Annotated in this window: 10 protein-coding genes; 6 read left to right on the top strand and 4 right to left on the bottom strand. The window is 69.7% G+C overall.

The genetic code is table 11. From position 1 onward, the window contains the following. Positions 1-75 precede the first annotated feature (75 nt). Entirely contained in the window at positions 76-2,376 is a 2,301-nt protein-coding gene (locus tag ACFV8T_RS23535; RefSeq protein ID WP_385330643.1) for an FAD-dependent oxidoreductase, read from the bottom strand. A 438-nt stretch (positions 2,377-2,814) separates the two neighbouring features. Between ACFV8T_RS23535 and ACFV8T_RS23530 the strand changes: the two genes are divergently transcribed. The 6 genes from ACFV8T_RS23530 (at position 2,815) to mug (ending at position 10,594) form a co-directional block, all read left to right on the top strand. After that, complete coding sequence (locus ACFV8T_RS23530; protein ID WP_093548857.1) at positions 2,815-3,744, top strand: carbohydrate ABC transporter permease; 930 nt, start codon at positions 2,815-2,817, stop codon at positions 3,742-3,744. Further along, the gene (locus tag ACFV8T_RS23525) at positions 3,741-4,661 is read left to right on the top strand and encodes a carbohydrate ABC transporter permease (protein ID WP_385330639.1); all 921 of its coding nucleotides are present in this window, start codon (positions 3,741-3,743) and stop codon (positions 4,659-4,661) included. The genes ACFV8T_RS23530 and ACFV8T_RS23525 overlap by 4 nt, the downstream gene beginning before the upstream one ends. A gap of 68 nt (positions 4,662-4,729) precedes the next feature. Beyond that, the gene (locus ACFV8T_RS23520) at positions 4,730-6,031 is read left to right on the top strand and encodes an extracellular solute-binding protein (protein ID WP_385330636.1); all 1,302 of its coding nucleotides are present in this window, start codon (positions 4,730-4,732) and stop codon (positions 6,029-6,031) included. Between the two features lie 223 nt (positions 6,032-6,254). Then, positions 6,255-7,556, top strand: coding sequence for a BNR-4 repeat-containing protein (locus ACFV8T_RS23515; protein ID WP_385330633.1), 1,302 nt, complete (start codon positions 6,255-6,257; stop codon positions 7,554-7,556). Positions 7,557-8,568: 1,012 nt separating this feature from the next. Next, complete coding sequence (purB, locus tag ACFV8T_RS23510) at positions 8,569-10,011, top strand: adenylosuccinate lyase (protein ID WP_385330631.1); 1,443 nt, start codon at positions 8,569-8,571, stop codon at positions 10,009-10,011. A gap of 19 nt (positions 10,012-10,030) precedes the next feature. Next, positions 10,031-10,594, top strand: a complete 564-nt coding sequence (mug, locus tag ACFV8T_RS23505; RefSeq protein ID WP_385330628.1) for a G/U mismatch-specific DNA glycosylase — start codon at positions 10,031-10,033, stop codon at positions 10,592-10,594. A gap of 427 nt (positions 10,595-11,021) precedes the next feature. Here mug and ACFV8T_RS23500 read toward each other — a convergent pair whose 3' ends face one another. From ACFV8T_RS23500 to ACFV8T_RS23490, 3 genes are all read right to left on the bottom strand, one after another. Beyond that, the gene (locus tag ACFV8T_RS23500) at positions 11,022-11,459 is read right to left on the bottom strand and encodes a hypothetical protein (RefSeq protein WP_385330625.1); all 438 of its coding nucleotides are present in this window, start codon (positions 11,457-11,459) and stop codon (positions 11,022-11,024) included. 98 nt (positions 11,460-11,557) lie between these two features. Next, positions 11,558-12,295: an ABC transporter permease gene (locus ACFV8T_RS23495; protein WP_385330623.1), complete on the bottom strand. Its 738-nt coding sequence runs from the start codon at positions 12,293-12,295 to the stop codon at positions 11,558-11,560. Between the two features lie 2 nt (positions 12,296-12,297). Further along, positions 12,298-13,236 carry an ATP-binding cassette domain-containing protein gene (locus tag ACFV8T_RS23490; protein WP_385330620.1) on the bottom strand — a complete coding sequence of 313 codons (939 nt, stop codon included), beginning with the start codon at positions 13,234-13,236 and terminating at the stop codon, positions 12,298-12,300. Positions 13,237-13,270: the final 34 nt, after the last annotated feature.

Here is a 13,270-nt window from a genome sequence, read left to right as displayed (position 1 = left end):
CCTCCTCGAAAACGGGGGGGGGGGGGGGTCCGGTGGGCTCTCCCCCCCCCCCCCCCGGGCCCCTTCGCCGTGCGGCTACGCGCCGTATGCCTTGAACGCGATCACGTGCGCGTGCCGCGCCCCGTGCGTCGCGTCGACCACGAGCCGCAGCGCGTCGGTGCGCAAGGGCCCGCCGTCCGCGCCGTTCAGATCGTGCACGCGGTGGCGGCGGCGGTTGTCCGTCACCGTCAGCAGCGTGCGCCAGGTGCCGTCGGCCTCGCGGCTCTGGACACGGTAGTCGCGGACCAGTTCCGGCATGACCTCGAACGGGGTGCGGTGCCGGTGCAGGTTGTTGAGGTACTCGTCGACGTCGTCGTCGAACACCACGCGTGTTTCGGTGAGTTGCTGCTCCTTGTCCCAGTCGAGGCGCAGCCACTGCGTGGCCCGGTCCGGGTCGGGCAGCAGCTCGGACGACCACATCTGCGGGCCCCCGTAGGCACGTTGGAATCCACCGACGGCCCGCTCGGGCAGGAACGCGGCGGTGTCCGGGGTCGCACGGAAGCCGAAGGTCCGGCGGCGCAGGCCGCGGGCCTGCCACTCCAGGACCAACTGGCCCTCCTCCTCCGGGATGTCGTGGTCGACGGCCGCGTCTCCTTCGGCCCTGCTGCGCAGGGCGAGGACGCCGTCGGTGCGCTCGTGGACGAGGACCAGCGCTGCACCCGGACAGGCGCGCACGATCAGTACGACGTTCTCCGGGGTGTCCGGGCGGTGGTCGAAGCGGGCGGTGACCCAGTGAGGGCCGTCGGCCGGCACGGTCACCGTGGTGGTGAGCATGTGGTCGACGGGGACCGCGTTCTCGGGGCGGCCGGTGCTCCACAGTTCCACGGTGAGTTCGCTCGGCAGCTCGCCCGGGGCGCCGTGGACGAGCAGGTCGACCGTGTCGAGTGCCGGGTCGACCGGCAGCAGCAGCGCGAGGTCGCGGGTGAGCGGGTACGGCTCGCCGGGCGCGGCCGGCGTGGGCTCGGCGGCCAGGCGGCTCAGGTGCGAGGAGGCGCTGACGCGGGCCGTGCGCGCCAGGTTGTCGGGGTCGTCGTCGTACAGGCCGATGACCGAGGCATCCTGCCGCAGCAGGGCGCGGCGCACCAGATCGGGGTGGTCGGCGGCGAGTTCGCGCGGACTGAGGCCCTCGGCGACGCACAGCGCGGCGGCCGTGCCCGCGGCCTCGCCGAGCGTGGCGCAGGTGGCCATGACCCGGGTGGCACCGAAGGCTATGTGGGTGGCGGAGATGTTGCGCCCGGCGAACAGGAGGTTCGTGACGTTCGCCGAGTACAGGGAGCGCAGCGGGATGTGGAAGATGCCGTCCGCGTAGCGCTGGCGGGCGCCGGGCTCGTCGGCGTACATGCCCTGCACCGGGTGGAGGTCGACGGACCAGCCGCCGAAGGCCACGCGGTCGGCGAACTGCCGCTGCTCCAGGATGTCCTGCTGGGTCAGCATGTGGTCGCCGAGGAAGCGGCGGTACTCGCGCTTGCCGGGGAGGCTGCCGACCCATTCCAGCGTCAGGTTCTCGGCGTCCGGGAACTCGCCGGAGTTCTTGATGTGGTCCCAGATGCCCATGATCACGGCCTGGAGTTCGTCGCGGATGCGCTCGTTGTCGTGGACGGTGTCCAGCTCGCCGCCCCACTCGATCCACCAGTAGTCGCAGCCGTTGTCGCCGGTGCGCAGCACGCGGTTGCGCAGGATGGGCGTGGTGGTGAGGTCGCGGGCGCAGTCGGGCGGCACGAACTTCACCGGCCGGCCCGTGTCCTTCGTGTGGAACAGGATCGTCGACCCGAGCAGCGCCTCGTCCCCGGCCTCGGGCGCCCAGGGCTCGCCGAACTCCGAGCGCGCCTCGCGGCCGATGCGGTGATGGGCGCCGGCGAGGTGACCGAGCAGGCCGTCGCCGGTGCAGTCGAGGAACTGCCGTGCGCGGAAGGTGATACGCCGCTCGGAGCCCATCATCCAGCCCGTGCAGGAGTGCACCTCGCGTGCGTCGTCCGGGCCGCTCGCGTCGACCTCCCGTACGTCGGTGTTGAGGTACAGGTCGATGCCGGGTTCGGCCCGGACGGCGTCGAGGACCACCTGGTCCCAGTAGTACGGGTTCCCCTCGGGGTTGCGGTACTGGTTCTCGGTGTACAGCTCGCCCATGATGCCGGTCTCGCGGGCCCAGCGGTGCACGCCGTGGGCCGTGGCGCCACAGACCCAGACGCGGACCTCGCTGCTGGCGTTGCCGCCCAGGACGGGCCGGTTGTTGACCAGGGCGACGCGTCGGCCGAGCCGGGCCGCGGCAATGGCCGCGCAGGTCCCCGCCAGGCCACCGCCGATGACGGCGATGTCGTAATGGACCTCTTCTTCCCGCACGGTGCGGCCTCCTTGGTGTGATGCTCGGACACTCTCCGCCGCAGCGGAGCGGCCTTGAACGTACATCACATCCATATTGTGCAACCACTGTTCGGACAGTGGGATGTGTTGTAGATTTCCAGCGCAGCCGACGACATCGCCGCCGTGGGCCAACAGCCAAGCTCATGGCATGTGCGGCGCCTTCGCCGGTCTGTACGGAACCGGCGATTCACCGACCTAAAGGGTTGACGCCGTCGCACGATATGGAGAACGATCCCGCATGCTGCAACTTGCGTTCAACGGAGCATGCATGGCATTCACACAGGGCCTCGGTCGAAGCAGGGGACGGCGCGGCTCGCCGCTCACGCCCCCCGGCCACGTCACGTCCGTCCACCGGCGCACGGCCTCCCGTGCCACGCCCTGCACCACCGCTCCCGCCCCGTTCGAGAGGACACACCCATGAGTACGGCCGCACCTCCACAGAAGGCCGCTCCACGCCGTGAGCGGTCCGGCGGACGGCTCTCCAACGGCGCGTTCGCACTGCTGCTGACCGCACCGGGGCTCGCCCTGTTCGCGGCGATCATCATCTATCCACTGCTGTCCGCCCTGTTCACCGGCTTCTTCAAGCAGGACCTGCGGCTGCCGGGCCGGGAGTTCGTCGGCCTGGAGAACTTCAGCTACTGGCTGGACGGCGAGTTCCTCACGATCCTCAAGCAGACGCTGATCTTCACCTTCGGTGCGACGCTCGTCCCCTTCGTGGTCGGTTTCGCCCTCGCGCTCGCGCTGAACTCGGGCCTGAAGGGCAGTGGCTTCCTGCGTGGACTGTTCCTCTTCCCGTGGGTGATCCCGGGCGTGGTGGTCTCCTTCCTGTGGATGTGGATCTTCAACGCGAACTACGGCGTGCTGAACGGCGTCCTGATGAAGGCCGGGATCATCGAGGAGTCCATCTCCTGGCTCGGCCAGCCCGGCACCGCCATGCTCGCCGTCATCGTCACCAAGACCTGGGCGAGCTTCCCCTGGATGATGGTGATGCTCCTGGCCGGTCTGCAGACCGTGCCCAAGGAACTGCACGAGGCGGCCTCCATGGACGGGGCGGGCTCGATCCGGCGCTTCTTCGCCGTCACCTGGCCCCAGGTCCGCGGTGTCGCCTCGATCGTGCTGCTCCTGGAGTTCATCTGGAACTTCCAGCACTTCGACACCATCTACGTGCTCACCGGCGGCGGCCCGGCCGGCACCACCGAGACCTTCGCGACCGCCGTGTACCAGACCGCCTTCAAGGGCTTCGACATCGGCCGGGCGACCGCGCTGGGCGGTCTGTGGATGGTGCTCCTGCTCATCCTGGTCGCCGTCTACCTCAGGATCACCGAGCGGAAGGGCGACGCCCGATGACCTCCACGACCTCCACCCCGCTGTCCGGCACCGACCGGCTGAGGCCGTCCGCCACGTCCGCCGGGCGCACCTCGCGACGCCGGATACGCAAGGACCTGCTGCGCTCGCGGATCGCCGCCTGGACCGCGATCCTGGTGATCGGCGCGTTCGGCATGCTGCCGGTCTACTGGCTGCTGGCCACCGCCCTGAGCAGCCCCGAGCAGACCTTCCAGTTCCCGCCGAAGCTCATACCCACCGACATCACCTTCAGCAACTTCACGGCCCTCGCCGAGAACGACCAGCTGATCAAGTACCTGGTCAACTCCCTGATCGTGGCCTCGATCACCGCCGTGCTGAGCGTCGTCGTCGCCACGTACATGGGCTACTCGTTCTCCAAGTTCCGCTACCGCGGGCGGCGGTCGCTGATGCACATGGTGCTGGCCTCCCAGATGTTCCCCCAGGCGCTCCTGCTGGTGACGCTGTACGCCGTGTTCTCCAGCTTCGGCCTGCTGAACACGTACACCGCCCTGGTGCTGTCCTTCACCACGTTCACGATGCCGCTGTGCGTCTGGATGCTGAAGGGCATCTTCGACACCATCCCGGACGCCCTGCTGGAGGCCGCGTCCATCGACGGCGCGTCCCGGTGGCGGACACTGCACTCCATCGTGGCGCCGCTGGCCGCGCCCGGAATGATCGCCGCCGGACTGTTCGCGTTCGTCCGCGGCTGGAACGACTTCATCTTCGCCGTGACACTGGCCGACAAGGAGAAGCAGACCCTGCCGCCCGGCCTCGTCTCCACCTACATCGGTGAGTTCCAAACCGCCTGGCCCGAGCTGATGGCCGCCTCGCTGGTGGTGTCCGCGCCGGTGGTCGTCGCCTTCATGTTCCTGCAGCGCTACCTCGTCGGCGGCATGACCGCCGGCTCGGTCAAGAGCTGAGCCCGCGGGATCCGCCCGCACCCTCCCCCACGTACGTCCCCTTCCGCCCACTCCCCCATGGAGACACCATGACCACCTCTGGCATCAGCCGGCGCGGCGCGCTGCGCATGTTCGGCATCGGCGCGCTCGGTGTGGCCGGCGCCGGCGTGCTCGGCGCCTGCGCACCGTCCGGCGCCGGCACCTCCTCCAACAGCGGCGACACGAAGTCCAAGAACTTCGACTTCACCTCCTGGTCGCTCAACGAGGAGGCCGCCAAGCCCTCGATCGAGAAGATCATCGCGGCGTGGGAGAAGGACAAGGGCTCCAAGGTCCGCGCGGTCTCGTACCCGTACAACGAGTACCTGAGCCAGCTCACCCTCAAGCTCGGCGGCGGGGAGACGACCGGCGCGGTGCATCTCGACATCGCCTGGCTCGCCGCAGTGGCGCAGATGGGCAAGCTCGCCGATCTCGGTTCCGTGGCCCTGAAGGGCGGCTACACGAACGTGGCGCTGGACAGCGGCATGTACGACGGCAAGCAGTACGGCCTGCCGTGGAACACCGGCTCGATCGGTGTGATCGCCAACTCCAAGCTCCTGGAGAAGGCCGGCATCAAGAAGCACCCCGCCACCGTCGAGGAGTTCGAGGGCGCGCTGCGGGAGCTGAAGGGGCTCGGCGGCGGTGTCGTGCCGTACGCCGCGGCCACCAAGGTCGCGCAGCTCAAGGACATCTTCCCGTGGATGCAGACCTTCGGCTGCACGCTCCTGGAGGACGACAGGGTGACCATCGGCGACGACGCCTCCATCGACGCCGTCACCTGGTACAAGAAGCTGCACGACGAGAAGCTGATCGCCGCGGACGTGGACCGCTTCGACGCGCGTGCCCTGTTCGGGCAGGGCAAGGCCGCCTTCTACGACGACGCCGTCATCGGCAAGGGCGTGACCGCGGCCCAGTCCAAGGACAAGACGCTGGCCGACGCGATGCAGCCGATGAAGCGGCCGGTGCTGCGCTCCGGTGACACGCCGCAGGCGCTGCTGTGGGGCGGTGTGATCGCGATCGTCAAGGGCAAGGGGCAGGACGCGGCGACGGAGTTCGCGCTGCACACCACCTCCGACCGCGCCACCACCACCGAGTACTTCGCCGCCCGCGCCCTGCCGCCGTCCACCACGGCGGGCCTGGCCGACCCGAAGGTCGCGCAGGACACCTTCACCACCGAGTGGACCGAGAAGATCACCGACACGGCGACCGGCAGCCCGTTCTGGCAGTTCGCGCAGAACGCCCAGATCGAGGAGGCCGTGGCCAAGCAGGTCCAGGCCGTCCTGGTCGGCAAGTCGAAGCCGAAGGACGCGATGAAGAAGGCCGCCGAGGAGGTCACCGACCTCATCAAGCGCTGAGCCGGCGTACGGCTGGTCCGGGGCCCGGTGAAGGCAGAACGGCCTTCACCGGGCCCCTCGCCATTTTGCACACGCTTCCCCTTAGACGTATCTCGAATCCGCATTGCGCAATCTCTATTCACGATCTGGGATCTGTTGTAAGTTCCGGCGCAGCGGAGAGGGTGGACCGACCTGCGCGGCCGCTCCCGTTCGCCTCACCATCACGCCCGCGAAGGAGCTCACCTTGCGACGTCCCACGGCACGCGCGTACGCCGCCTCGGCAGCGGCCCTGGCCGCCCTGCTCACGCTCGTCCCGGCCGCCGAGGCCGACAGCACGGACCTCACGGCAGCCGCGGCAACGGTGATCGAGAAGGTTCCGTACGCGATGGACTCGTCGAACCAGGCCGCCTGGTGGACGCCTGCCGCCACGTACAGGGGCCGCGGTCAGTACACGTACTTCGCCTTCAACGAGCCCGGCTCGACGGCCGCCACGCACCGCCCGGCCATCGCGCGGCGCGACCCGGACGGGGTCTGGAGCCGGCTGCCGCTGCTCGACAAGAGCGGACAGCAGGCCGAGTTCGCCGACGACAACGGTCACAACCAGCCGTCCGTCGCGCGCGACGGCAGTGGCCGCCTGCACGTGTTCGCCTCCATGCACGCCAATGCCTGGCGCTATTTCCGCACCGAGGCGGCCGGCGGGGACGTCACGGACCACGCGGCCGAACTGCCCGACCAGGGCGTGGGCATCACCTACCCGATCGTGGCCACCGCGCCCAACGGAGATCTGTACCTGGCCGCCCGCGTCGGTGCCGGCGCCGACCAGCGTCCCGGCAAGCTGTACCGCTGGGACAACGCCGCCGCACGCTGGAGCGTGGTCGCCACCTTCGCCGGCGCGCTGAACCGCTCCGTGTACCCCGACGACCTGACGGTGGACGCCGCCGGGCGCGTGCACCTCCTGTACGAGTGGGCCAAGGCCCCGGCGACAGGGTTCCGGCACCAGCTCTCCTACCTGCGCTACGACCCGTCGACCGGTGCCTTCGCGGACAGCGCGGGCGCGGCCGTCACCACCCCGGTGGCACCCGGCACGTCCGACGTGATCCAGGAGCTCACCACGGGTGAGGAGTGGAGCATCGACAACGCCTACACGGGTCCGGCGGTGCAGAGCGCCAAGCTCACCCTCGACGGCTCCACCCCGAAGGTCGCCTACCGCTACCGCTCGGCCGACAGCGGCGGCAACTTCCGCGTCTACTACGCGTATCCGAGCGGCGGCGACTGGGCCCGCCAGACCGTGTACGCCGGCGGCCAGACCGCTGCGGCCCTCGGCATCACCTGGGACGAGACGGACGCCCAGCGGGTCTACTACGTGACCGGCTCCGGCACCGACCGCGTCTTCGTCGCGACCGAGTCGGGGAGCACGTGGACCTCGCAGTCCGCCGCGCCGGGCGTGAGCGCGGACCGGCTCGCGGTGCGACGGGACTCGGACGGGAACGACGTTCTGTACCTGCCGGACACCGCGCACGACTCGCTCTACTACGGGCGGCGTTGAGGCCCTGTGCCGTCGGCACTCCCGGCAGCGGGGTGACGGGGCGCATTCGGTGCCGGTGACCGGTGGCGCAGGGCCCGGGTCCGACGCTCTCGGAACGTGACGGAGCGCGCAGGCCGGTCGCCGGGACACCGACCCGCCGTGACGTCCGCGACGGAGGAGACGCCCTCGTCGGCGGGCCTCGTGCCGTGTCCTGGTTCGGCGGGCCTCGGGCCTCGGGCCGTGTCCTACTGAAGAGGTGCAGGGCACCCGGTGCAGCCCTTCACACATCCGCGCCACGCGTGTCGTCACCGCTTCGTTGCTCCACGTGCTCGAAAGCGGAGAGCCGCGATACGACGGCGCCAGCCCCGGACGCCGCACTCCTTCGCGGCCCGCCGTGCCAGGAAGCCCCGCCGGATATCCGGCGGGGCTTCCTCGTCTCACACCGGGTCGTCCTCTCCCTCGCCGCCGGCCATGGAGGTGGGCGAGGACGACCCGGCATTCGACCGGGTGCTCGGTGTCCGGCGCACCGAGCCGGGCGGGTGAGGGGGACCGGGCCGTGGTCGAGGGGCGGCATCGTGACCGCGCACGGCGCGCTCGTCGGCCTGCCTGCCTCCTATTCCGCGGCACCCCGGTGGCAGTACCCGGAGGAGGGGTGCCGCGCAGGACGGGCCCGCGGGTGGTCCGCGGGGCGACCAGAGTCGTCGCCCTGCCGGATCCGCTCCACCCGGACGTGCACGACGCGGTCGGAATACGGACGGACGTCTTCCTGGGACCGGCGAGCGCATCGAGGAGAGCCGCGAGGAGGCTCCCCGGCTCGGCGCTCGGGCCACGGTCTTGCACGGATTCGGCTTCCCTGATCGGAAGGGCTTCGCCTGAAGGCCCCCGCGGTGCCGGAATCACCGGCCGGGGCCGTTTCGTCCCGCGCGCCTCGCGCACCGTGCGTGAGATGACGGTCCAGGAGCCTCTGACCTGGACCTTATGGACTCCGTGGGCGCTCACGAACCGCTGAAAACGGCAGGTAAACTCTGGACACGTGACTGCTGTGTCTGCGAAGCCTCGCATCCCCAATGTCCTGGCCGGCCGCTACGCCTCCGCGGAGCTGGCCGTCCTCTGGTCCCCCGAGCAGAAGGTGAAGCTGGAACGCCGGCTGTGGCTGGCGGTGCTGCGCGCTCAGAAGGACCTCGGGATCGAGGTGCCGGACGCCGCGCTCGCCGACTACGAACGTGTCATCGACCAGGTCGACCTGGCCTCGATCGCCGAGCGCGAGAAGGTCACCCGGCATGACGTCAAGGCCCGGATCGAGGAGTTCAACGCCCTCGCCGGCCACGAGCAGGTCCACAAGGGGATGACGTCCCGGGACCTCACGGAGAACGTCGAGCAGCTTCAGATCCGGCTCTCCCTGGAGCTGATGCGCGACCGCACGGTGGCGGTCCTGGCCAGGCTCGGCAAGCTGGCGGGCGAGTACCGCGAGCTGGTCATGGCCGGTCGCTCCCACAACGTCGCCGCGCAGGCAACCACGCTCGGCAAGCGTTTCGCGACCGCTGCCGACGAGCTCCTGGTGGCGTACGGGCGGCTCGAGGATCTGCTGGACCGCTACCCGCTGCGCGGCATCAAGGGCCCCGTGGGCACCGCGCAGGACATGCTCGACCTGCTGGGGGGCGACGCCGGGAAGCTCGCCGACCTCGAACAGCGCATCGCCGCGCACCTCGGTTTCGCGCAGGCCTTCACCTCGGTCGGCCAGGTCTACCCCCGCTCGCTCGACTACGACGTGGTGACCGCGCTGGTCCAGCTGGCCGCGGCGCCCTCGTCGGTCGCCAAGACGATCCGTCTGATGGCCGGGCACGAGCTGGTGACCGAGGGCTTCAAGCCGGGTCAGGTCGGCTCGTCCGCGATGCCGCACAAGATGAACACCCGCTCCTGCGAGCGCGTCAACGGCCTCATGGTGATCCTGCGCGGCTACGCGTCGATGACCGGCGAGCTGGCGGGCGATCAGTGGAACGAGGGCGACGTGTCCTGCTCCGTGGTCCGCCGGGTGGCGCTCCCGGACGCCTTCTTCGCATTCGACGGTCTGCTGGAGACCTTCCTGACGGTGCTCGACGAGTTCGGGGCGTTCCCGGCCGTCGTCGCCCGTGAGCTGGACCGTTACCTCCCGTTCCTCGCCACGACCAAGGTCCTGATGGGCGCGGTGCGTGCGGGTGTCGGCCGTGAGGTCGCGCACGAGGCGATCAAGGAGAACGCGGTCGCCTCGGCCCTGGCCATGCGCGAGCAGGGTGCCGAGCGCAATGAGCTGCTCGACAAGCTGGCCGCCGACGACCGCATCCCGCTGGACCGTGCGCAGCTCGACGCGCTGATGGCCGACAAGCTCTCCTTCACCGGAGCGGCGGGCGACCAGGTCACCACGCTGATCTCCCGCATCGAGGAGATCGCCAAGCAGCACCCCGAGGCCGCCGCATACACGCCGGGCTCCATCCTCTGACGGCCTCGGCCACAGCAGGATGACGCCCGAAGAGCTCCAGGCCGCCCGCGACCGCACCGTTCCCGATGTGGTCGCGGGCGGCCTGCGTGTGCTGTTCTGCGGGATCAACCCGAGCCTGATGACAGGGGCGACGGGCCACCACTTCGCCCACCCCGGCAACCGGTTCTGGCCGGTACTCCATCGGTCCGGCTTCACGCCTCGGCAGTTGAAGCCGGCCGAACAGACCGAATTGCTGCGGTACGGCCTGGGCATCACCAATGTGGTCGCCCGTGCCACCGCTCGGGCGGACGAGCTGTCTGCCGAGGAGTTCCGCGAGGGCGGCCGGATCCTGGCAGCCAAGGTCGAAGACCTGCGACCGCAGTGGCTGGCGGTCGTAGGGGTCACGGCGTACCGGACGGCCTTCGGCAGGCGAACCGCCCGGATCGGTCCGCAGGACCACACGATCGGTGGCGCCCGTGTCTGGGCCCTGCCCAACCCCAGCGGCCTGAACGCCCACTGGACCGCTCAGACGATGGCGGAGGAGTACGGACGTCTCCTTGCCTCTGTCGACCGCGACACCGCCATCACCACCGAGAAACCCTGACGCCCCTGGCGCCCTCGCCAAGGCTCGGCGCTCATGACCGCGTAGTGGCGGCCATGGCCCGTCCTCGGCCCCGTGGCCGCGTACCGGTCGTCATCGTCCATGCCCGACATCACCGCCCCGGCCGCCCCGAGCCGAGAAGCCGGGTGCCTGCCGCCCTCGCCCGTGTCCCCGGTGAGAGACCCAGGCCCAGGCCCACCTTGCAGGGAGGCGTCGGGCCCATCGACGTGGACAGCCACCTGCACCCCCGTGACAGACGACAAGCCGGCGGGCCCGCCCCACAGCGAACGGTGTCCGAGCCCCCTCGCCAGGACCACAACCGGGCGCCCGGACGGCGGGCAGGGGCGACGCCCGTCATACGAGGTGCTCCCGACCGGGCCATCGCAGCAGACGGTCTCGTGCCCGTCGGGCCAACAGCAGCCCGCTCATGTCAGGGCGGATCGATCTCCGTCACCACGACATTCAACTCGCACCCGGGCCCCTCCTCTTCCAGGTAGAGCCCGATGGCGATCCAACGGTCCTCGATCCTCCACAGCTGGAGGTACTCACAGCCCGCAACCGTCCCGGCCCACGCCTCCGGTATCTCCTCACCGGCGGTCATCCGCTCCTGTGCGCTCCACAGGCTGATCATCTGCGGCTCACCCCAGCGACCGGTGAGCAGCGTCAGCAACGCGTCATGCTCTGCGAGGCACTGGGCCCGGTGCTCCAGTCGCCGCACTTCGTCGTCGTCCCAGTGATCGACGTCCGCGTGCAGGGACGCCGAGTGATACCCGGGCCCGCTGACTCCCGAGCCAGACCGGATGCGCTCCGTAGGAAAGTCCAAGGTGCGCATCGCGTCGATGAGGCGGAGGTGATGTGCGGTGGTCATGCCGCCAGTAAACCGCCCAGCACTGACAAGCCACTCCTTGCCATGCATTTTGAGATGCTTTCAGCCGTCCTGCTCCGTATTGAAATCGCGTCGACGGGCTACGCGTCCCTGCGCCGGAGCATCCACCAGCCGGCCAGCAGCGAGGCCGCCGCCCAGGCCGCTGTCACCCCTAGTCCGCCCCACGGTCCGAGGCTTCCTCCGGGGTTCTGGTGGAGCACCAACTGTCCGGCCCGGTCCGGCAGATATTGTGCGGCCCCGCCCGCGACGCTACCGACCACGAAAGCGACTATGAGCACGAACGGGATGAGCAGGCTGAGTACGGCCACGGCGCTGCGCAGCACCACTGTCAGTCCGGCCGCGAACAGGGCCATCAGCGCCAGATAGATCCCGCCCCCGAAGGCTGCCCGCAGAGCGCCCGGCTCCCCCAGATCGATCGCGTACTTTCCCATGAACAGTTGTCCCACGAGGAAGGCGCTGAAGCTGGTGACGAGCCCGACGGCAAGTGCCGACGCCCCGACTACGGCGATCTTGGCAGCGTAGAAGAGGTTGCGGCGTGGCACGGCGGCGAGCGATATCCGCAGAGCTCCGTTGAGGTACTCGGAGGAGAGCGCGGTCGCCCCGAAGCTGATGGCCGCGATCTGGCCGAAGTTCAGTGCGTAGAAGGCGTCGAAGACCGGCTCGGCATCGGCGCTCTTCGCCTCGGACTGGCCGATGGTGGAGAAGGCCAGCAAGGTGACGGCAAGTGTCACGAGGAGAACGGCTATCAAGGATCCCACGACGGACCGCACCGATCTCATCTTGATCCACTCGGAACGCAGCACTGCGGTGGTCGACATGGTCAGGCCTCCTGACGGTTGGCGGATGAGGTCGGTGCCGATGCGAATTCCGTCGCGTCGGCGGTGAGGTCAAGGTAGGCCTGTTCCAACCTGGCCTGCTCGTCGGTGAGTTCGAGGACGGGAATGCCTTCGGTGGCGGCTATCACGCCGATCTCCCCGGCCTTCGCGCCCTCGATGGTCCAACAGCCGTCGTCATCCCTCGCAGGGTCGTATCCCTTGCGGATCAGGACATCGCGCAGTCGCGTGGACTCGGTCGTGCGCACCCGTGCGCGGGGCCTGCTGCGGGAATCCAGGAATTCCTGCATCGGCAGGTCGGCGAGGAGCCGGCCCCGGCCGAGAATCACGAGGTGGTCGGCGAACGACGAGGTCTCGTTCATCAGATGGCTGGAGACCAGGACCGTGCGTCCCTCCCGGGCAAGCCGTTTCATCAGCTCCCGGATCCAGATGATGCCTTCCGGATCGAGGCCGTTCGACGGCTCGTCCAGCATCACGACCTCCGGGTCGCCCAACAGCGCGGCCGCTATGCCCAGTCGCTGCCGCATACCGAGTGAGAAGGTCTTGATCCGGGCTCCGCCGACCTCGCCGAGGCCGGCCTCCTCCAGGACCTCCTCGACTCTGCTCGCACCGAGGCCGTTGCTGACCGCCAGGGCGAGCAGGTGGTTCCGTGCGGTGCGCGAGCCATGGGCGGCCTGGGCGTCCAGCAAGGCGCCCACCCGGCGCAGCGGATCGTCGAGTGCGGCGTAGAGCTGCCCGCCGATCGTGGCCCTGCCGCCGGTGGGCCGGTCGAGGCCGAGGACGAGTCGCATGGTGGTGGACTTGCCTGCGCCGTTGGGGCCCAGAAATCCGGTGACGCGTCCGGGTCGCACACTGAACGTGAGGTTGTCCACCGCACGGGTCGTACCGAATTCCTTGGTGAGTTCATGGACGTCGATGCTGGTCATGACTCAAGCCTCGCGGCCGTGCCCGGCGCCCCGC

Origin of the sequence: Streptomyces sp. NPDC059832, from assembly GCF_042731715.1 — a bacterium.
In the GTDB taxonomy this organism is placed as follows: Bacteria; Actinomycetota; Actinomycetes; order Streptomycetales; family Streptomycetaceae; genus Streptomyces.
Note: the sequence above shows the minus strand (reverse complement) of the source record. Positions and strands in the feature narration are given on the sequence as shown.

Coding starts and splice junctions, on each gene's coding strand:
- ACFV8T_RS23530 (WP_093548857.1), top strand. CDS start 2,815: ATGAGTACGGCCGCACCTCCACAGAAGGCCGCTCCACGCCGTGAGCGG.
- ACFV8T_RS23525 (WP_385330639.1), top strand. CDS start 3,741: ATGACCTCCACGACCTCCACCCCGCTGTCCGGCACCGACCGGCTGAGG.
- ACFV8T_RS23520 (WP_385330636.1), top strand. CDS start 4,730: ATGACCACCTCTGGCATCAGCCGGCGCGGCGCGCTGCGCATGTTCGGC.
- mug (WP_385330628.1), top strand. CDS start 10,031: ATGACGCCCGAAGAGCTCCAGGCCGCCCGCGACCGCACCGTTCCCGAT.
- ACFV8T_RS23500 (WP_385330625.1), bottom strand. CDS start 11,459: ATGACCACCGCACATCACCTCCGCCTCATCGACGCGATGCGCACCTTG.
- ACFV8T_RS23495 (WP_385330623.1), bottom strand. CDS start 12,295: ATGTCGACCACCGCAGTGCTGCGTTCCGAGTGGATCAAGATGAGATCG.
- ACFV8T_RS23490 (WP_385330620.1), bottom strand. CDS start 13,236: ATGACCAGCATCGACGTCCATGAACTCACCAAGGAATTCGGTACGACC.